Raw genomic sequence first — 20,530 nt, 5'->3', positions numbered from 1 at the left:
ATTCATCGCTTTTGAAAAAACAAAATCAAAATGACAGACATCATAGTTGACACTCAAAAAAATAGCTTTTTACTTGAACCAGAAGTATTGCACAAATTAGAGCAGACTGCTGCATCAACAGAGTTAAATCCAGGTCTCTACGTTATCAGAATTAAAAGTGGTTCATTTAATTATTGGGGAGATGCTAACAAACCAAGTGAACCGCTTGTAGTTTTATGGATTCATGGCAAGTTTATCAATCTGAAAACAAATGTCGAAGTTCCTGCCACTTGGTCAACTTTAAATGGCTATGACGATACTTTAACTCTAAAAATATTAGAAACAACCACTGTTTCGGCTTTTTTCTTTGATACAAATGTGAAAGATAACGTTGGAGAAGTTGTTATCTCTATTTTGCCTGCTTAACATATCTGAATAGTGTGTTTCTATATTGAAATACACTATTTAACTAATACTAAGAAGCTTGTGCTAATTTGATTTGAGTTTAGTATCAATTCTTGGAAAAACCGCAAATTTCAATTTCTTCTTGGCTAAAAGTATCCTTCAATATCTTGCGGAGAACACGCTGAATATGAAGGTGTTTTCCAGGCTTGACTTTTGTCAGCGTCAGCAGCAATAAATTATTCTCACCAAAATGTTCTAGTCCGGCTACTCGCGTGGGTTCTAGAACATCCTCTTCATCTATCTTTAACTGCTGTCCTACCTTCTCAACCACCCTATACACATGGTCTAAATTGGAGTCATAGGAAACGCTAACTTCCACCCTTGCATATATATACTGCTTGGAGAAATTGATAATTGATCCAATATCCCCATTCCGAACAATCTGCAATTGACCATCAGGATGGCGGACGTGAGTGGTCCGCAGTTCAATCGCCTCTACAATCCCCTCAATATTCCTCTCTTCCACTTTCCCAACTTCAACATAATCACCTACCAAGTAATAGTTCTCAAACAAAATCAAAAATCCACAAACAACATCATTAATCAGGTTTTGCGCCCCAAGACCAACTGCTATACCCACAATTCCTGCACCTGCTAAGATCGGCGCAGGATCGATACCAATCAGCTTGAGTATAGTCACTCCGCCAGTAAAGTAAATGAAATATTTGGCGAAACTCCGGATTAAAGGAATCAGCGTCAGCCGTTTTTGTTGCTGTGAGTCATTTAGATTTGTAGTTTTTAAGTAGAACTCATCAAGAATGAAGTAAGTGATTTCAATCAAAACATTGCTAATAAAATAAACCCCAATAATCTGCACAATTCTAGGGGTATAAGCACTTATCCAAGCGATAGGTTCTATTTCTGGAACAACAAGATTTACTATGCCGATATAGAGGACGTATTCTAAAGATTTTTTGAAGAGGGGGATTAAGTGGCGTAAACGCTCGTATAAACGCAGTATATCGTTAGAACTAGAGTATTTAAGACTCAGTGCGTCAAGAGTATCAACGATAGTAGCAACGGCTTTGACAATGAGTAAACCAACTGTGATAGTAATGTATATTTTTAAGGTAATGAAAAGATATTTAGAAACGACTTGTGGGAGATAAAGAAATTTAGCACAGATGATAATAGAAGATATCCAGACACAATGAATAATGATTCTTTTTAAGACTCTAAAAAAAGCCTCGATACTCGCATCATTAGCCTTGATTTGATCAGCTTTTTTGGCGTAATCACAAGCCCAGTCTATACTAATGTTTAAAGGTGCTATGCTCAATTTAACTAGCATTAGCAAACTCACACTTTTTAAGCTCGCTGTGAAGATATTAATCCAAAATTCAGTAGGAAGACTGCGAATAAGATTAAGTTGAAATTCCTGGATGTTTCCACCTCGATAAATCACCATCCCATTCACACCAATCAGCGCCAGACACAGAAGCACAGAAATTAAAATTAAAAGTCTGCTGATACTCCGGCGCATGAAGGTGATATCTCCAGTTCTTCCTTGCAGCCAAGAAAGTTTAGCGAACTGCTTAAACATTAAGCCTATCAGCAAGTTAAATAGCGAGAAAATGACTATTAAAAATATGACTTCACCCAGGATAATTAGTATGTTCATCTTTTGATTATAAATATATGAAAGAAAGTGGTTATATCCCCGACTACTTTAAGTAGCCGGGGATACTTTAGCACAGAGAAATTAATGAAACTACTAGCCGAGAAAAATACTTTATTAGCGGTTCAAGACCTTTGCTAAAGCCAAAGTTAAAGAATTATAACTAGATAAAAAAGCTAAATCCTTTAGACAGTGATGGTTTCAGGCTTTTAAATCAGTTTTTCCATAGACCGTAACCTTGATTCTGTGAGCGGGCTAAAAAATTGGCGCAGGTATTAAGCTAAAACCTCAGTTTGTAGTAGCGCTTTGCGTAATGCAGTAACTGCTTCTTCTGTTTCTATCAACCTATTGAGAGCAAGCGCAATATCATCTTCAACTTCCAGCAGTTTGGCTGCTCTTTTTACGGCTTTTTGCTCTTCATTAGTGTCTCAGATTTTTTATAGGAATGCAAGGACAGTTGAGACTGTTAAGTAAGAAACTTAAGATAAGTTATAATCTATATAAATTAATTATAATTTTTATTTACTTTATTTTAAATAATTATGTGAAAAAGAATTTTAGATAAGATCACTTAAACAGTTTTGAATAAATCAGTCTCAAACCCTTGTCAAACCGTTATAGTGCCTAATTCCTGATTGAGTGTAAAAACTTATATCCCCGACTTATTGAATAAGTTGGGGATAGAGTAGCCCAGAAAAATTAATGAAACAGTCTACTAACTGAGAGAACCACAATTAACTAACTAAATTTCTATCTTGTAAGAGAAGTGTTGATTTATAACGGTGAACCGTTGGGATAAAACACTGCTAGACGTTTTTCACGGAGTTTGACTGTCTCTAAATAGAGTTCTTCAATTTTATTAAACTCGTCTTCAGAAATATTGAGTTTCTTTGCTCCTCTGAGTACTACAGACCGTTCTTTGTCGCTGTATTCGCCATCAGCACAGCAAGCTTGTATCGCATCAAAAATTAGACTCGGTCGTGATTCACTTACTGAATTATGTTGAGTAATTACTGTCTCTATTTCTTCATCAGCTTTGTAAACTTTGAGTTTTTCAATAATTGCGGGGTCGCAATTATAGGCATAGGCATATCCAATCACCCAATCTCTTTCTTCATCTGCTAGTGTCCCATCACCATTAGCACAAATAAGAAGCGATTTATAGTAAGCTTCATAAGCTATATCTAATGGAATCTGGTTAAAACCAAACTTTTCTTTAAATAACCAAAAAGTGCCTAATTTAGGCTCTTCTTGTTTGATATTTGTTGTCATTTTTGGCTCCTTAACTTACTGAGTTGTGTAACTTACAGTTTTAAATGTAACATAATACATATATTATTTATGATATTATTCCCTATTTATACGGATCAATGATCCAATACCTGAGCAAAGTATTGTTGATATAACTCACAACTGGAAACTGCGAATTGATTGTGAAACCGGATCAATCCCACGCCTTGAAGCTTAAATGATTGATTTGGATGCAGTTCAATTCCGTTGGGAGATATAACCACTTGCTGCATTGCCGCCTTCAGTTGCGGATGCTGCTCCAAATATCCCAACTGTTGCCTTAGGTGAGGATTAAAAATGTTATTTGGCTCTGTCGCCGACGTACTTTGGTGAGCGTTTTTGTGCTGAGTCTGGTGCGTAGGCGTAGCCCGTCGTAGACATCGCTCAACTGCTCTAATGTATAAGGGCTGCCCCCATTATCCCGTGCTGCTGACAGGTATTCAGCCGCATTCAGCCGTTGCCAGCCTTGAGAACTGAGAATAATGCCTCTTCTACGTTTTTGAGATGGGGATTGTTCGGAGATGTCGTCATGGGAAATCACATGCAATATACAGAGAGCCTTATGTATAGGAAATTATTTACACCAATTTTACAAAAAATACATCCATCTAAAGTAAGATTCCTTAATACTTTGTTAAGTTGCCAGCTTAAAGTTCCATCTTGGATGGCGGTTTAGGGTTTCCAGTGCAACAATTGAATTCAGTAGCAATAATTTTTTGCGGCTAGAGAAAATTATAGCAGCCTTAACCTGCCTCAGTTCTACTAGTTTTGGTTACTGGTTTGAGGACGACATGGTGCAACTATGCAAGCAGTTTGGGAATTATTTCAGAATTTTTTATCGACTAATTACTATATGCCCCACGGGCAGTGCTATCTCTGGCAAACTCCCCTGGTGGGGTTGCATTTGGTGAGCGATGCACTGATTGCGATCGCCTATTTCTCAATTCCAATCATGCTGATTTACTTCGTGAACAAGCGAAGTGATATTCCCTTTTCTAAAGTCTTTGTCTTATTTGGCGCCTTTATTATCCTGTGCGGTACGGGACACCTGCTCGATATTTGGACACTTTGGCATCCAGATTACTGGCTGTCAGGCATTGAACGAGCCATCACGGCTTTAGTTTCTTGTTATACCGCTTTACAACTGGTGGAACTCCTGCCGCAATTTCTGGAATTGCGATCGCCCCAGCAGCTAGAAAATATCAACCAGGAATTAGAAAAACAAGTAGCGGAACGGCAACGAACTGAAGAAACTCTGCAAATGATTGTTGCCGGCACTGCTTCTGTAACTGGAAACGATTTTTTTCCGGTGCTGGCGCAAAATCTCGCAACAGCATTAGATGTTGCCTACGTGATGGTGCTGGAGACGGTTGGAAATTCCCTGCAAACCCTGCGTAGCCTTGCCATTTGGTCTATCGATCATCTAGCAGAAAACATAGAATATGAATTAGTGGGCACTCCCTGCAAGATAGTTGTTGAAGAAAAGCTATTGCGTTCTTATCCAAAAGATTTACAGCCGCTTTTTCCCGATGCTCCGTTGCTCGAATGTATCGCAGCAGAAAGCTACGTAGGCGTCCCCTTGGTCGATATCAATCAAAATGTGATTGGCAATCTCTGTATTATCGATGTTAAACCCTTTGTGGCAGACGATCGCACCAAAACGCTGCTCAGGGTTTTTGCTGCACGGGCTTCTGCTGAACTGCAACGCAAATGGGCAGAAGAAGACAAACGCCGCGCTTATCAAGACCTGGAATTTCGGGTAGATGCGCGCACTGCTGAACTTGTAGCTGCTAACACCTCCCTGGAAGTTGAAATTAGAGAAAGAATCGCTGCGTCAGCGGCAATGAGGGTGATGGCAGAGCGGGAAAAGGCAACCAGCCACGTCATTCAGCAAATGCGTCAAAGCCTGAACCTGGAAACGATTTTCAAAGCCACAACTGGGGAATTACGATCTGCTGTGGCGTGCGATCGCGTCCTCATCTATCGCTTTCAACCAGATTGGAGTGGTGAATTGGTTGCCGAATCGGTCGCTGATGCTTGGAATGCCTTACTTCCCACACTGGGAAGCGATGGGCTACGCCCCGCTGTTCGCGAACACGAACTCACCAAGGTTGCTATCGATCAGCAAAACTGTATGCTTGGCAGTTCCGAGGCCTTGATCCGCGATACCTATTTGCAAGATAACCAAGGCGGTCTTTATCAGCAAAAACATAGCTATTACTGTGTTGCCGACATTTACCAAGCGGGATTCGATTCCTGTTATCTCAATCTTCTAGAGCAATTGCAGGCACGAGCTTACATTATCGCTCCCATTTTCAGCGGCAATAAACTCTGGGGACTGTTAGCAGTTTACCAAAATGGCAGTCCCCGAAAATGGCAAAACGCAGAGATTCAGATTGTCACCCAAATTGGCAATCAGCTTGGGGTGGCGGTGCAGCAGGCCGAACTATTTGCCCAAACCCAGCAACAGGCAGAGGATCTGAAACTGGCAAAAGAAGCCGCCGATGCTGCTAATCTCGCAAAAAGTGAGTTTCTGGCCAATATGAGCCATGAACTTCGTACCCCACTCAACGCCATTCTCGGTTTTACCCAGTTAATGCAGCAAGATCAATCCTTGACCTCTGAGCATCAACGCTATACAGAAATCATCAATCAAAGTGGTGAACATCTGCTGGGACTGATCAACGATGTGCTAGAGATGTCCAAGATCGAAGCCGGCAGGATTACCCTATCGGAAATAGAATTTGATCTGCACAAATTGCTCAATAGTTTGTTCGCCATGCTGCAATTGAAAGCCTTATCCAAAGGCTTGCAACTGAGTTTTGACTATGACGCTACCGTGCCCCAATGCATTAAAACCGATGAAAACAAACTACGTCAGGTACTAATCAACCTGCTGGGAAACGCCATCAAGTTTACTCAGCAAGGAAGCGTCACTCTGCGAATTAGGAATCAGGAGTCATCTCAGTTCCACAAGAGGGAGTTAGAAAGCACTCCCCATACTCTCTTGTTTGAAGTCGAAGATACTGGGCCTGGTATTGCCCCTGAAGAGCTTGGTAATTTGTTTCAGGCATTTCAGCAAACACGGGCCGGACAGCAATCCAAAGAAGGAACAGGTTTAGGGTTGCGGATTAGTCAGAAGTTTGCACAATTGATGGGTGGAGAAATTACTGTCTCTAGCGAACCGGGTAAAGGTAGTTGTTTCGCCTTTTATATTCAGGCAGGTTCGGCTGAGACAGTCTCCTTGAACAGCTCATCCCCCACTCACAATGCAGTCAGTATTGCTCCAGGGCAGCCGTCCTATCGCATTCTCATTGTCGAAGATCATCCTGCCAACCGTTTGTTACTGAACACGATCTTGAGCCGTTTAGGTTTTGAAGTCCAGGAAGCTGAAAATGGGCAAATGGCGATCGCTCTCTGGCAGCAGTGGCGACCTCACCTGATCTTTATGGACATGTATATGCCAATTATCGATGGCTATGAAGCTGCTCGGCAAATTCGTAATTGGGAACAAAAATTAGCCGATGAGCAAATTTTCACCCCGACAAAAATCATTGCCCTGACAGCAAGTGCCTTTGCAGACCAGCGCCAAGAAAGTTTGGATGCAGGCTGCGATGATTTTGTCAGCAAACCATTCCGTTGGGAAGAAATTCTGGAAACTCTAGCTCTGCATTTAGGGGTGCAATACCTGTATGCAGCAACTTCAACCGAGGCAATTACCGCCAACTCACTGCTTCGCCAACCCGACTACGTTCTTAATTCGGCTGCCTTAGCTATCATGCCAGTCGATTGGATTGCTCAATTACACTTCGCCGCAGCACAAGGCAATGATGCCACCAGTTTCAACCTTGTTGCTCAAATCCCCTCTGAGCACACTTCACTAATACAAGCTTTAACCAAATTGATTGAAACTTATCAATTTGACCAACTGATGGCGCTCACTCAACCAACACAGTCAGAAGATGTTTAAAGAAAATCTATGGGCAATTTTATCTCTGCTATTTCTCAAAAAAAGCAAATCACATACTTGTTAGAGCTTACGCACTGTACACATTCACCGTAAAATGTTTTAAGGATATTCAGCAATTTTAGATTTTTGTCAACTATCCTTAGATAGATGAAGCTCACTCCCTAATCGTGTGAATATCAAGCTTATTCCTGAAAAGTCTGCATACACATTTTCTTGTTTCTGTCAATAGTTAAGTTCTAATTATAAATAATCACCATAAAACCTTATTGACTAAGAAGCAATCCAATGGATATATGTGTGGAAAATAACGCATTCATAGCGGACATTCTGATTGTTGACGATAAACTAGAAAATATTCGTTTTTTATCTGATTTCTTCTCAAAACAAAATTATCAAATTCGCAAAGCAATCAACGGACAGGCAGCATTAAGGGCTGTTAATACACTGCCACCTGATTTGATTTTGCTAGACATTAATATGCCGGGGATGGGCGGGTATGAAGTCTGCGAACACTTGAAAAATGACCCAAAAACAGCTTCAATTCCTGTGATTTTCTTGAGTGCTGGTAATGAGATTACTGATAAAGTTCGAGCATTTCAAGTTGGAGGTATTGACTATATTACTAAACCATTTCAGTTAGAAGAAGTTCTAGCGAGAGTTCAAACCCAGTTAAAGTTGCAACACTTACAGAAGCAGCTAAAAACTAAGAATGAGCAACTACAAAATACTCTCATAGAATTACAAAGAACTCAATCTGAACTGATTCAAAAAGAAAAGCTGGTGAACGCAGGTCGAATTTCAGCAGGAATTTCCCATGAAATTAACAACCCTCTGAGTTTTATTCTGGGCAACATTAATCCTGCCTGTGAATATAGCCAAAAGCTGATTAGTCTAATTCAGCTTTATCAAAAACAATTTCCCGATGCCACTCCAGAAATTAGAAATTTTATCGAAGAGATTGAACTAGATTTCCTGGTTCCAGATTTCACGAGAATTATTCATTCTATCCGCACAGGAGCAGAACGTATTCGTTCAGTTGTGCTGGCACTGCATATTTTCTCTCGTCTTGATGAGTCAGGCATTAAACCGATTAATGTGCATGAAAGTATCGAGAGCGTCCTCATGATACTAAGTTATCAACTGGCGTTGAAGAATGGAGCAGTCAGCATTTCTGTTGTCAAAAATTATGAAGATATGCCAGTATTTTTAGGTCATGCACATCCATTAAATCAAGCCCTGCTCAATCTTTTGCAAAATGCTATTGATGCACTTGAGTTAAAAGTAAATTCAGTTATTGATAGTTCATTCAAACCGACAATCTGGATCAATACACACACTACAAAGCAAAAGAAAATAAGAATCAGTATTAAAGACAATGGTCTAGGAATTTCCGAAGAAAATCAAGCTCGTTTATTTGAGCCATTTTTTACTACTAAATCAGTTGTCACAGGTGTTGGCTTAGGTTTATTTACTAGCTACCAAATCATCACTGAGCTTCACAAAGGTAGTTTGCTTTACCATACCTGTCCTGAAGGAGGCTCAGAATTTCTCATGGAAATTCCGACAAGTCGCTAACTGAGAATTGCTCCAGGATCAGTACTATTTCTCTGCTCAGACTAAACCTCCTGCACGCTGGCCTAACTGCCTAACCAAAGCAATGAGTTCGCTCGTCGGTACATCTTTTTTGCAAACATCATCGAAGCTAGGCATTGCCTTTGTCTCCTGAATGTGAGTATCTTCCACTGAGGAGTAAGCAAGGATTTGAGTATTGGGAGCGATCGCTTTAATATAACCAGATGCACTCCAACCATCCATAACCGGCATTTGCAAATCCAGAACAATCACGTCAGGGGAACAACATTTAACCATTTCTATAGCTTCTTGACCATTACTGGCTAAACCAACTACTAAAATATTCTCTTGGCAAGAAAAAGCCAATTTTAGGGTTAAACGAGTCAGTTCGTGATCATCAACCACTAGAACGCGCAAGGTAGAAGACTCACAGGACAACATTAACATTCCAGGAAAAGAAAAAACTAGGTGCAGTAATTTCTCTAGTTTATGGTAACAAGTGCCAGTAATTAATCTATCCAATGGTTGAATAATTCATCTGTAGATCTGAAAATTGATGCTAAAACTTAGCAAGAAATAAAACTTTTCTCAAAAAAACTAAGTTGACCTAGTTTTCCAGATAAGAGGAACTCTTTTTTGAATCAATCAGATTTGAGGCCATGCCAATTGAGCGTAATACCATAGACATGAGAGTCTTTTGTGAATTTGCTTCTGGACAATCATCACAGGGACGCCTTTGGATATAACTGCCATCAGGTTGTAAATCCCAAGCTTGACGGTTATCTGCCAACATAATTCCCAGAATTTCTTGCAAATCTTTAGCAATATCTTGGTCTCTGATCGGGGTAATTACTTCCACCCGTCGATCTAGATTGCGCCGCATCCAGTCAGCACTACCAATATAAATTTCCTCTTGACCATTGTTATAGAAGTAGAAAATGCGGGAGTGCTCTAAAAAGCGACCAATAATGCTGATGATGCGAATATTTTCACTGATGTTTTTCAGTCCTGGACGCAAACAGCAAACGCCCCGGATAATCAGGTCTATTTGCACGCCGGCGCGGGAAGCTTCATATAAAGTGGTGATAATTTGCGGATCAACCAAGGCATTCATTTTGGCAACAATCCGCCCAGAAAATCCATTTTCCACATTTTTGATTTCGCGGTGAATTAGTGCCAGAAAGCGATCGCGCATATTCACCGGGGCAACCAACACCTCTCGATAAGACTTTTGCCGAGAGTAACCTGTCAAGAAATTAAACAAATCCGTCAAATCAGCACCCAATTCTTCACGGCAACTAAACAGTCCCAAATCTGTATAAAGTCGTGCCGTTTTCGGGTTATAGTTCCCAGTCCCAATATGCACATAGCGACGCATCCGGTCTTTTTCGCGTCGCACTACCATCACAATTTTGCTATGGGTTTTTAGTCCCACCAAACCATAGACTACATGAACTCCGACTCTTTCCAGGCGTCTTGCCCAGTAAATATTATTTTCTTCATCAAACCGCGCCTTTAATTCCACCAACACAGACACTTGCTTGCCATTTTCAGCGGCGGCAATTAAGGCATTGACTATCGGCGAGTCACCAGAAGTCCGGTAAAGGGTCATTTTGATTGCCAGCACATTCGGGTCATGGGCAGCATGGGTAATAAAGCGTTCCACCGTGGCCGAAAAGGATTGATAGGGATGGTGTACTAACAAATCCTTTTCCCGAATCACCGCAAAAAAGTCTTTTCCTTCCTCGACTTCTGTCCCGTCTGAATTCACACTTGGTTCTCTGAGGCGTTGCAGGCGCAGTGGCACTACAGACTGTCGTGGAGGTTCCTTGAGTTCTGGTAGTGGCAAGGCCATAAAATACATCAAATCCCGCAGTCCCAAAAGACCATCTACTTCGTAAACATCGCTTTCGGTCAAGTCCAAATCTTGCAATAACCGGCAGCGCACTGCTTCCGGAGTTTGGGATTGAATTTCTAGCCGTACCGTTGTCCCACCCATGCGCCGTTTGCGGAGTTCCTGTTCAATTGCCAATAACAGGTCATCTGCATCATCTTCCTCTAGTTCCAAATCGGCATCACGGGTAATGCGGAACGGGTGATACTCCTGAATATTCATTCCCGGAAAGAGAGATTCCAAGTTATGTGCGATCGCTTGTTCTAAGGGTACCCCTGTCCAATGGGCAGGTTGTCCACTGTGCTGAATTCCCAACTCTGGCGGTAAAGGCAAAAATCGCGGTAGGACTTTCGGGACTTTGACTCTGGCAAAAAATTCTTCTTCAGTGTCTGGGTTTTTCACCACAACTGCCAGATTCAGGCTGAGACTGGAAATGAAGGGAAAGGGATGGCTGGGGTCAACAGCCAGGGGAGTCAGCACTGGAAAAACTTGTTCTTCAAAGTAGTTATCCAGATAAGTCCGCTGTTTCTGATTCAAATCGATGTAATCCAGAATATGGATACTGTGATTTTCTAGCAGGGGCCTGAGTGCTTGCTCAAAATGCTGGTGCTGTTTCGTTATTTGGGGATTGAGAGTCAACCGAATATCGTCTAGCTGTTGTTGCGGTGTGCGGCCATCAGGAGTTAATGGGCTGACTTTCGCTTCTACCTGTTGCTTTAAGCCTGCAACCCGCACCATGAAGAACTCATCCAAGTTGGAGCTAAAAATTGCCAAAAACTTGAGCCGTTCCAGGAGGGGCGTTCGTGGGTCGCAGGCTTCATGCAGCACCCTACTATTAAACTCTAACCAGCTTAATTCGCGGTTGAGAAAGTATTGTGGATCATTTAGATTGATGGAAGGGTTGCTCTTCTTTGATTTCGGCATGATCACCTAAGGGGCCAGCAGATATCGCCCATTCAACAGCAGTATATTAAATATCTTAAGTTAAATGGTGCGTAGACGCTTCAGGCATCGCTGCTATTTGGGAGCAAGAGCAGGTTCTTTAGTTTCCTGAACCACTGGGGAAATAGGTAATTGCAGATTTTGGTCGTAGATGAAATTATCGTCAATCGTTACGTCTCGTTTAGGCAGGTTATCGCTGCTAGTGATGCCATCTTGGCGAGGAACCTGCAATATGTACTTACCAACAGGAACTCCATCTAGACGATAAAGACCAAATTCGTCAGTTACAGATGTAGAGACGCGTTTGCCCTCAGCATTGATTAATTCTACTTGCATTTGCGCGATCGCCTTACCTGCGGCATCTGTGACTCGTCCAGCTACACCATATTCTACTTGCACAGGGAAATCTAACCGAGTGATCGCAGAGTTTGCGACCTCTGCGACTACAGTACTTTTCGATAGGGCAAGTTCCACCGGTAGCTGTTCTGGGTCAAGTTCAACTATATAGACACCTTCTGGCAAATTGCCGACAAAGAAGTTACCTTGGGCATCGGTTCTAGCTCCACCGACGCTTTGGTTGTAGCTATTTAACACCTGCACAGTCGAACCACTTAAGTTAAAGTTTTTCTTTGCTCCTTTTAAGATAATCCGTCCAGAGATCGCGCCCTTCTCTTTACCGATAGAGCTATAGTTAGACGGCGCTAATCTCCCACCAGCAAAAGATAAATCGGATATCAGTGACACCGCTAGGCGATCGTCACCAAAGCCACCAAAAACGCTTTTATTTCTAGAGGGGATGCCTTGATATTCCACTCTCGCTAATAAACCTGGTAGCACCTGCATACTAGCGCCGACAATTGCACCAACTTCTCCATCCCGATATCCCATTCCTAACCGCCAACTCAGTCCACTCAGGTTACGGGCATTATGATTGAGTGTCACAGTGTAACGAGTAGCCAAATCACCACCAGATTCAGTTCCTAAAGATAGGAGATAATTACGAGTGAAGTTATAGCTAAAATCTGATGAATATGTATCACCGAAGGTATTTAAAGACAGTCTGGTCTGCTGATTTGGTTGATAAAAAACATTAAATAAATAGCGTCCGATAAAATCAGGTCTACCACCCAGAGACAAGCCAGCAAAAGGAGTTAACGAAAAAGTAGGCAAAATGTAATTAGCCCCATCACTCTCATCTTGGCGACTGCGGGCAATAACTCCCAAATTAAAATTGTTGCTAAACCTATATTTAGCTTCCAGACTATGGTTAAAGCGATCGCGTGATTGACTGCTGTAAAAATATCCAGATGGATATAATTCAGAATTCCCAAGAATTTGTAAGCGATCTAACTGGAAATCTAAATTTGTTGTATAACCAAATCCACCACGAGAACTACCAACACTAGTAGATATAATCAAAGGATTAGCCAAGCGCCAAACGAAACCCGCTTGCGCTTGCGTTGTGTCAGGTAGTACTTGCACTGCCCCTTCAAAAGTTAAATTTTTAGAAACCCCTTGACGCACCTGATAAAATGCCACAGGCTTGCCTGTCTCACCTGAGTTATAGTCTTCAAATAAAGCATTTTGGATAGAGTTCCCACTCAATCCCACACCTGCTAGCTGAACATTTCCACCAGATGGCAGCAATAAGTCAGAAACATTCAGTCTTAAAGAACGAATTTCTATTGGTGTATTCAGGTTGTTGCGGTCAAAAACCAAGAGTTCAATTTCACTGGTTGAACTAGGAGGCAAATTGACATCAATAAATTCGTATTCCCCACCCAATCCCACCTGCTGTTGGGCAATAACCACACCACCAACTCTTAACTGGACAAAACTTGCCGGAGGCGCTTCACCCCGAAATGTTTGTATCGGTTGGGAACGTCTGGGTAAAAGCTCATTGGCACCGTAACTTGCATTAAATTGATTTGCAGGCAAATTGGTATAACCAACTTGCGCTCCAGTCAAATTAACGCCTGTCAGTAGGGGATGCAATCCAATTTGTTGCCGACCTATTTGATAGAGAAATTTACCTGTGCGGTTAAAGAAAAAGTATTCAGTCAAATCCGGCTGGTTAACAAAATTGTTATCTAGACGCAGACGCCATATACCACCTCCTAAACGTCCTCCCAAAAGAGAAGAACTCCGCCAGTTTGTATTTCCAGAACTGTTGTAAAACTCTAACTCTTGTCTGAGACTTGATAATCCATTACTAGGAGGTCTAACTTCTGGCTGAAGTGCAGCTACCGGAGAGTTAGATTGCCCGCTATTTCTGCGCCAAGGTAAGTCAACAATTAAAGTTAAATCTGAGGTTTTTAACTCAATACTTGTAGATAACCTTTCTAGCAATAAAGCATCGCTGATATATGCGATACCGTTGATTTTCTTAAGTTCACCTGCATTGAGTACAATTACCCCTAGAGGCGTCTTAATTAATGTCTTTTCATCAGTTGCTTCAACAGTAAACCCAGCGATTTCTGCAAAATCTAATAGTGGAAGTAATAAGGTCTTATCTTCTCGCAGCACCTCTAAGCTCCCAACTTCCCGTTGATTGATGATTATCCCAAGTAATAATTTTTTTGCTTCTGCTAGAGTAGTTTCAGGAGTAGTACTTGGTGAACTATTATTTTTGTCTACCGCGTCTGCTGATGTTTTGGCAGGCTCACTGGTGCTAGATTCTTGAGAAGAAGCTGAAATTGTTGGGGTTGGGATAACTACATTTTGAGGAATTTCTTCTTTACTTGCAGTTAATTTTTCTTGTAATACGACATTATCTACATAGGTGATGCCGTTGATTTTTTTAATCTCGTTCGCTGTGAAACTAATCACCCTTACAGGTGTCTTAAGTAGCATCGTTTCGGTATTAGTTTCAACGGTAAAACCAGCAATTTCTGCAAAATCTAATAGTGGGATTAATAAAGTTTTTTCTTTTCGCAGAACATCTAAGCTACTGACTTCCCGTTGATTATTGATGGTAGATATTAGGGAGGCTTTTGGGGCTGCAAGGCTTTGGGAAACTACCTTTCTACCAAGTTTTTTCTTGGGAGAAACTTGCGCCAAACCATTTGAAGAAAATTGAGAGGGAAAGGTCTCTGGCGGTGAAGGAATAGCTAACTCTTGTGGGCTAGCCTTTGCTATTTTTCTAGTACTAATATCCTGAGGTGTTGCCTGAGAGATATTATCTGGCTGTAGAATTGTGACTGTTGGTGGAAGGGATGCAGCTTGGGAGAACATACTGGATTTAATATCTTTGTAATAGGCAGCCCAAACAAATTTCGGGCTGCGAATTAATTTGGGTAAGAGGGGAATTTAACTCAGGAGAAATTAAGCCTTTGCATAGACAAAAGCTATTTGTGGCTAAGGGAATTTATGAAATTACTAGAAGTAGGCTTTATTTATTAACATTTGGAACTGTGAACGGAATGCCTTTTTGAATCGGCGAACCACTCAAATTACCGTCGATATCTAATACGTAATTTCCAGGTGGTAAAGTTTTAGTAATTGGTAGCAGAAGTTGACGACGATTATTAGGTAATACTGGTGATGAAGGTAATGCTCCAGCATCTAATAAAACATCTGGAATCTTTGTTTCTGGACTACCCAGATTAGGCAAGGGTTTAGTAACCTCAGAACCAGGATATTTAGCAGCAGGCCAAATGGCATATTGCCCATTTAGCCGCACATAGGCATTACCTTGACTAGAAATATCAAAAACTGCATTAATAGCATTTGGTTTGGTGTCTACAGTAACAGAATTAAGTACGCCAACTCTCTTAACATCTCCTACATAGCCGTAAATCACAACGCCTAAACGACCAATTACTCTCACACCTTTAGATGGTGCATCCATCGGTGGAACTTCTTCGAGATAAAGCACAGCCCGGTGTTCACCTGGTTGGGGCTGGACTCTGGGACGAATGACAAACCGGATAGTTTGAGCGCCACGCGCTGGAATTGTAAATTGATTCGGGGTGTAAACAATCCACTGATCTAAAGATTGCTCGCTGGGAGCAACCACTTGCAATTTACTATCTTCACTCATTACCCAAGAACGGACAATAGCTCTGACTACAACCGGCTCTGAGGAAAGATTCAAAACACGAATAGATTGAGAGCGGGTTTTGCTGCTATTAATTTCCATTTCAACCCTGGAGGGGCTGACGCCAATATTAATTGCTTGAGCTGGAGGTATGCCTAGGGCTAATAGCCCAATTAAACTTAAGGCGATATTTTTAGATTTTTGAAACATCTGGATGAAAAGTTTTAATTTAGTACACAGCACAAAGCAGCTATTTCTAACACCAAAAGCCGAAAAGTCTGGTTGATTACTTACTATTTACTGTTACCGTCAGTTGCCCAGCATAGGCACCCGCTAATTGAGCCTTCGCGAGATTCATTCTCAATCGGACGCCCCCCTGCACCAGCGCTGTGTTACTATTCTGATCGCGGGAAACCTCGGTGATAGCCAATGGTTCTAGAGAAACTTGAACTGTGGAGTTGGAATTTTGCTGGCTGCTAAATACACCGTTTTGTCCATTTCCAGCCTTAAGTGCATAGGTAGCATAGAGAGAATTCACTTGGTCTATAGGCACCCGCATTTGCCAGATAGATGAAAAGTCACGGGTAATAACGATATTAAATTGGGGGGGAGCTAGCAAGTCTTGCTCATTTGTAACAGACTCATTCCTGGTAGGTGAAATTTCTGTTTGGGCTATGGGAGGAATATCCAAGCTTTGCGGAGTTGATAACTGATTAATCTCTGTAGGCTCAGGGTTTCCAAATAGCGATTGTGCTAAAGTACTGGGCTGTTGTAAGCCTAGCAATGCTATGGTTATACCCAAAGATTTGAAAAGGTGATGTTGGCAGCTAATGGTTTTATTCCGGGGCATATTACTGAATTATTGACATTACCGTTGTGTATGTTGAGTGTTTTACACAACAGATGCTTGGCAACAAGGAGAAATTCGTTATCTGATATGACAAACTCCTAGAACTGGGAAGAGGAGATTATGCTCTCTGCTTGAGATGTTTGAGGCAAATCCCCTCTCCCAATGCCAGAAAAATTAGGACTAAAGGCTTAGTAAAAAGCTAAATTGGCAAAAGATTTTACAGGTTATTGCCAATAGTTAAAGAGCCTCGATCTTAATTAAGGAGCTTCTGCTTGGACGTTAATTTTTGCTCCGGTGTATTGACCTGCTGACTGCTTCCCACCTAATTGAATTGTAAAACCAACGGGGACGCCAGTTACGTTAGTGGTAATAGGAGTGCCTAAACCAAGGGCAGGAGTACTTGCTACTGAACCAGTAACATTAGTAAGATTTGCAAATGAACCATTGGGGCCAGAAAGATCGCCACTAGCGCTAGAAATTGTGATCTTAACCCCTCCAGCACGGGGGCTATTAGACCATACGGCGTAAACATTGTTGACGGACTTAGAGACTGTTCCTGTGGCGACTGTTCCTGAGAATGGAGAGGTGGTATCAACGCCACCACTGCCATCAGCATTGATTACACCACTTGTGCTGGAACCAAAATACTTGCTTCCGAATTGAGTGTATGAACCATTGACTAATTCTGGAGGTGCAACGCTCAAATTGATGTCGCTGACAGTTTTCAAATAGAGTACTTCCGGCACTTCCAAATTAACGTTGACAGTGTTGGGCGGAGTATTCACAAACTGGGCGTGGGCAGGTGCTGAAATAATGGCGCTACCCAAAACGGCGGTGCTAGCGGCGGCAATTGCTAAAAATCTGTTCTTCATTGTGGTAAAATCTCTTTTGTTGTGTTGAACGTTATCAAATCTAGTAGTCGTAATTGGGCAAACAAATTGGCTCTTTGCTTTGCCTGAGAGGTATTAGATTTTAAGTAAATCTGCAACCAGTTCAATTTTGTTGATTCTTTACGGCAGTTTTCTAAACAATTACCTCCTGTTTAAATCAGGTACAACTCGGTCCCGCTAGTCCCGTTCATAGCGTTGAAGAACAGCTTTCTACCAACGACAGTAAGCTTGGCTTTTTTAGCATTGCCTGTGGCATTTAATCTTGCTAATCTTGCTCGTACCTAAAGCTGTGCCGTCACTGTCCCACAACTCCCTATTGTTGCGTTGCTATCATCAGAAGCCGCAAAATATAGGGTGCTAATGTAATTGACGGGACTATTGGTAATACTGTTTTTAGGGCCGCTATCACCCAGAATATCTTTCACTAAATACTGTTTTTCTCCAGAAGACTCTAACACCTACTACTGACTGCAATTTATTCGTTAGCTACGCAACACAAGTTAATTCCTGTTAATCAACTACAGATTTATGCTACTTCTGGCAAATTTCTAGCCTATATCCTGAAGATGCAACTCTCTCAGAAGCGCACTTGTAGCTGTAGTTACTGGAAATACTTGTGGTGTTTTCGTAGATGCAGAGTAGATGCCGAAATATTCTAAACCTTTGGTTTTAGCATGAGCTAAAAGTAGGTTGTAAAGCAGTACCAGGTAGCAACAAAATGATTCATATTTGTTGCGCTGTTATCGCACTGTAGTCGCACTGTGATGTCAAAAGTTAACTTTCAAGACTTGATCTGATGGGTCGTTGCGAAATGCACTGCTTAGTCCTGAAAGTTTCTCATTGTTCCGTAAAGTTAGTTGAATTTTTGGGAACCTTCGTTTACGGGTTGACTAGTTAATAGCTATCCAAAGCATCTCAAACTTTTTCTGACATCTTATGTAATTTCGTTAGAGAGTGATGGGAGCTTTTACCAATCTAAGTAAGGCGTTATCTGTTCCTTCTGTATTTTTCTGTATATCTCCTTTCAATTTGACCACAAATAGAATCTAACTCCTATGTAAAACGGACGCCCACCGTAATAATACGGAAAATTTTAAAGCTAATATTAGGCATTATAAATAATATCACGTAAAGCTATATAAAAAAATAATTGCCGTACTTAAGTAATGTCACTAAGTACTTTATCAATAAATCGAAAACTTTATATGATCTTTACTATCTAACAGGCAGAGTGAGCAGCTACAACCAATATCAATTAAGGTTAGTTACAAGATGCGATGGGCACCCGCTCGCGCGATGGCGCAAAGCGATCGCCATCGGCTCTAAGACCATATCCTTTTGACAGGTCTAAAGGGGGAACTAATTGGTGATACAATGCCTGTTCCCGTATTGCTGAATTTGCCTACTTTTCGAGGGTAATTTTCGGAGTTGAAGAATGTTTCAAGCTACTCGTCGCCGTCTTGCCCTCTGGTACACTGCCGTAACTGCTGTATTACTCCTACTCTTTGCCAGTGGCGTGTATCTGTACGTCCGCAGTACGCTGGTTGAGCGGATTGATGATACTTTGAATCATGTGGTGGAAGTAGTCGAGCGATCGCTAGTCATTGAGTCAGTTAACTCTGAAGCTGATCAATTCCGCGTTAACGTAGAAGCCAGTTTTCGCGACAATGCCGACACTGTAGAAGATGACCACATTGACCTAGAGTGGTTTAGCTCCCAGGGCGAATTACTTTGGTCAACTCTCTCCGAACCCCTAAATATTCCCATTCATGGCAACCGCACTGGCGAAACTGTGCATGTGATTAAAAAAGAGAGGGAGAATACCTCACCTTTCTCAAGACTTAGGACTCAGGACTCAGCACTCTTATTGCGACAAGTTACACAACGAGTAGAACGAGGACGGCAAGTTTTAGGGTATCTGCGCGTTAGTCATCCCTGGTTTGAAGTTACCAAACCCAGCCGCCAGTTGATTTTAGATTTAGCACTGGGTACTGGGTTGATGGTGCTTTCTGTAGCTGCCAGTGGTTGGTTTCTTTCCGGTAAGGCAATGGAACCTGTAGACGAGTCTTACCAACGCCTCAAACAGTTTACCGCAGACGCTTCTCACGAATTGAGAAGTCCGATTACTTTAATTCAAACTAACGTGCAAGTCGCCCTGGCTGATTTGGAGTTAGCTGAGGTAGAAGAAAAAAGTGCTTTACACTATCGACAACAGTTAAAGGTGGTGGAACGGCTAACCCAGCGCTTGGGCAAGTTAGTCAATGACTTGCTTTTTCTGGCACGACAGGATAGCGGTATTAGCAAAGATATCTTTTCACCTTGTCCTCTAGACGCTTTGCTGATGGAAGTGGTGGAAGAACAACAACTGTTAGCTGCTGAAAAAGAAATCACCCTGTCTCTAAACTTAGTTGATCCTCCACCTGGGGTTTGCAGCCCAGAATTACTTGACAATTGGTTTACACTTGTGGGCAACTGGGATCAATTAGTGCGGTTATTCACAAATTTAATTGGTAATGCCTTGCAGTACACACCTTCTGGTGGCGGGGTAAATGTGGAGTTGGTGCGGCTTGAGGGCATAAATCGCGTTTCTGGACTACGTTACACTAGCGCCCAGTTACAAATTAAGGTGAGTGATAGCGGGATGGGAATTCCCCCAGAGGCGCTACCACGATTGTTTGACCGCTTTTATCGCGTAGATCCGGCGCGTACCCATAAAACTTTGAAGACCACTACAGAAAAGACTACTGGTTCAGGATTGGGATTAGCGATCGCTTGGGCAATCGTTGAACACCACCAAGGTCAGATTCAAGTTGAAAGCACTATTGGTAAAGGCACCACCTTCACCGTCATTTTACCAATAACTCTTGAGTCTTAATTTTTTCATCATAAATTGTTTCCTGTGGTAGATGAAGTGCCATGACTTCACCAACTAAATTTTAGATCAATGCTTGTATTATTCAGCGCTCAATCGAAATGCCAGCAGTTTAATATTTCTCCTCTTGAGACATCCTTTGATTAGTT

14 protein-coding genes are annotated in these 20,530 nt (G+C 41.7%); 4 read left to right on the top strand and 10 right to left on the bottom strand.

The annotated features are described in order from the left end of the window. Positions 1-30 precede the first annotated feature (30 nt). A complete protein-coding gene (locus CYLST_RS23980; RefSeq protein ID WP_015210332.1) occupies positions 31-405 on the top strand; it encodes a hypothetical protein in 375 nt (124 codons plus the stop codon). A gap of 85 nt (positions 406-490) precedes the next feature. On the opposite strand, the gene CYLST_RS23975 is transcribed toward CYLST_RS23980, so the two are convergent. From CYLST_RS23975 to CYLST_RS33680, 4 genes are all read right to left on the bottom strand, one after another. Next, complete coding sequence (locus CYLST_RS23975; protein WP_015210331.1) at positions 491-2,065, bottom strand: mechanosensitive ion channel family protein; 1,575 nt, start codon at positions 2,063-2,065, stop codon at positions 491-493. A gap of 771 nt (positions 2,066-2,836) precedes the next feature. Then, the gene (locus CYLST_RS23970; RefSeq protein ID WP_015210330.1) at positions 2,837-3,334 is read right to left on the bottom strand and encodes a tellurite resistance TerB family protein; all 498 of its coding nucleotides are present in this window, start codon (positions 3,332-3,334) and stop codon (positions 2,837-2,839) included. A gap of 95 nt (positions 3,335-3,429) precedes the next feature. After that, positions 3,430-3,615, bottom strand: coding sequence for an AAA-like domain-containing protein (locus tag CYLST_RS36105; protein WP_245587425.1), 186 nt, complete (start codon positions 3,613-3,615; stop codon positions 3,430-3,432). A 17-nt stretch (positions 3,616-3,632) separates the two neighbouring features. Next, positions 3,633-3,893 carry a hypothetical protein gene (locus CYLST_RS33680; RefSeq protein WP_216595223.1) on the bottom strand — a complete coding sequence of 87 codons (261 nt, stop codon included), beginning with the start codon at positions 3,891-3,893 and terminating at the stop codon, positions 3,633-3,635. Between the two features lie 261 nt (positions 3,894-4,154). On the opposite strand from CYLST_RS33680, the gene CYLST_RS23965 reads away from it, so the two are divergent. Continuing rightward, positions 4,155-7,322, top strand: coding sequence for a GAF domain-containing protein (locus tag CYLST_RS23965; RefSeq protein WP_015210329.1), 3,168 nt, complete (start codon positions 4,155-4,157; stop codon positions 7,320-7,322). Positions 7,323-7,619: 297 nt separating this feature from the next. Then, complete coding sequence (locus CYLST_RS23960; RefSeq protein ID WP_245587424.1) at positions 7,620-8,897, top strand: sensor histidine kinase; 1,278 nt, start codon at positions 7,620-7,622, stop codon at positions 8,895-8,897. Positions 8,898-8,933: 36 nt separating this feature from the next. Here the strand turns inward: CYLST_RS23960 and CYLST_RS23955 are convergent, their stop codons facing one another. The 6 genes from CYLST_RS23955 to CYLST_RS23930 form a co-directional block, all read right to left on the bottom strand. Continuing rightward, a complete protein-coding gene (locus CYLST_RS23955; protein ID WP_041233860.1) occupies positions 8,934-9,341 on the bottom strand; it encodes a response regulator in 408 nt (135 codons plus the stop codon). Positions 9,342-9,501: 160 nt separating this feature from the next. Further along, positions 9,502-11,712 (bottom strand): polyphosphate kinase 1, encoded by a 2,211-nt coding sequence (ppk1, locus tag CYLST_RS23950; RefSeq protein WP_015210326.1) that lies wholly within the window; start codon positions 11,710-11,712, stop codon positions 9,502-9,504. Between the two features lie 93 nt (positions 11,713-11,805). Then, entirely contained in the window at positions 11,806-14,964 is a 3,159-nt protein-coding gene (locus CYLST_RS23945) for a carboxypeptidase regulatory-like domain-containing protein (protein WP_015210325.1), read from the bottom strand. Positions 14,965-15,121: 157 nt separating this feature from the next. Beyond that, complete coding sequence (locus tag CYLST_RS23940) at positions 15,122-15,979, bottom strand: fimbrial biogenesis chaperone (RefSeq protein WP_015210324.1); 858 nt, start codon at positions 15,977-15,979, stop codon at positions 15,122-15,124. A gap of 76 nt (positions 15,980-16,055) precedes the next feature. Next, complete coding sequence (locus CYLST_RS23935; protein ID WP_015210323.1) at positions 16,056-16,619, bottom strand: hypothetical protein; 564 nt, start codon at positions 16,617-16,619, stop codon at positions 16,056-16,058. A gap of 257 nt (positions 16,620-16,876) precedes the next feature. Further along, positions 16,877-17,491: a hypothetical protein gene (locus tag CYLST_RS23930; protein WP_015210322.1), complete on the bottom strand. Its 615-nt coding sequence runs from the start codon at positions 17,489-17,491 to the stop codon at positions 16,877-16,879. A 1,453-nt stretch (positions 17,492-18,944) separates the two neighbouring features. On the opposite strand from CYLST_RS23930, the gene CYLST_RS23925 reads away from it, so the two are divergent. Beyond that, positions 18,945-20,384: a sensor histidine kinase gene (locus CYLST_RS23925; protein WP_015210321.1), complete on the top strand. Its 1,440-nt coding sequence runs from the start codon at positions 18,945-18,947 to the stop codon at positions 20,382-20,384. Positions 20,385-20,530: the final 146 nt, after the last annotated feature.

The organism is Cylindrospermum stagnale PCC 7417 (assembly GCF_000317535.1).
Lineage (GTDB): Bacteria > Cyanobacteriota > Cyanobacteriia > Cyanobacteriales > Nostocaceae > Cylindrospermum > Cylindrospermum stagnale.
The sequence above is the reverse complement of the archived record's forward strand: the minus strand, read 5'-3'. Positions and strand labels throughout refer to the sequence as shown.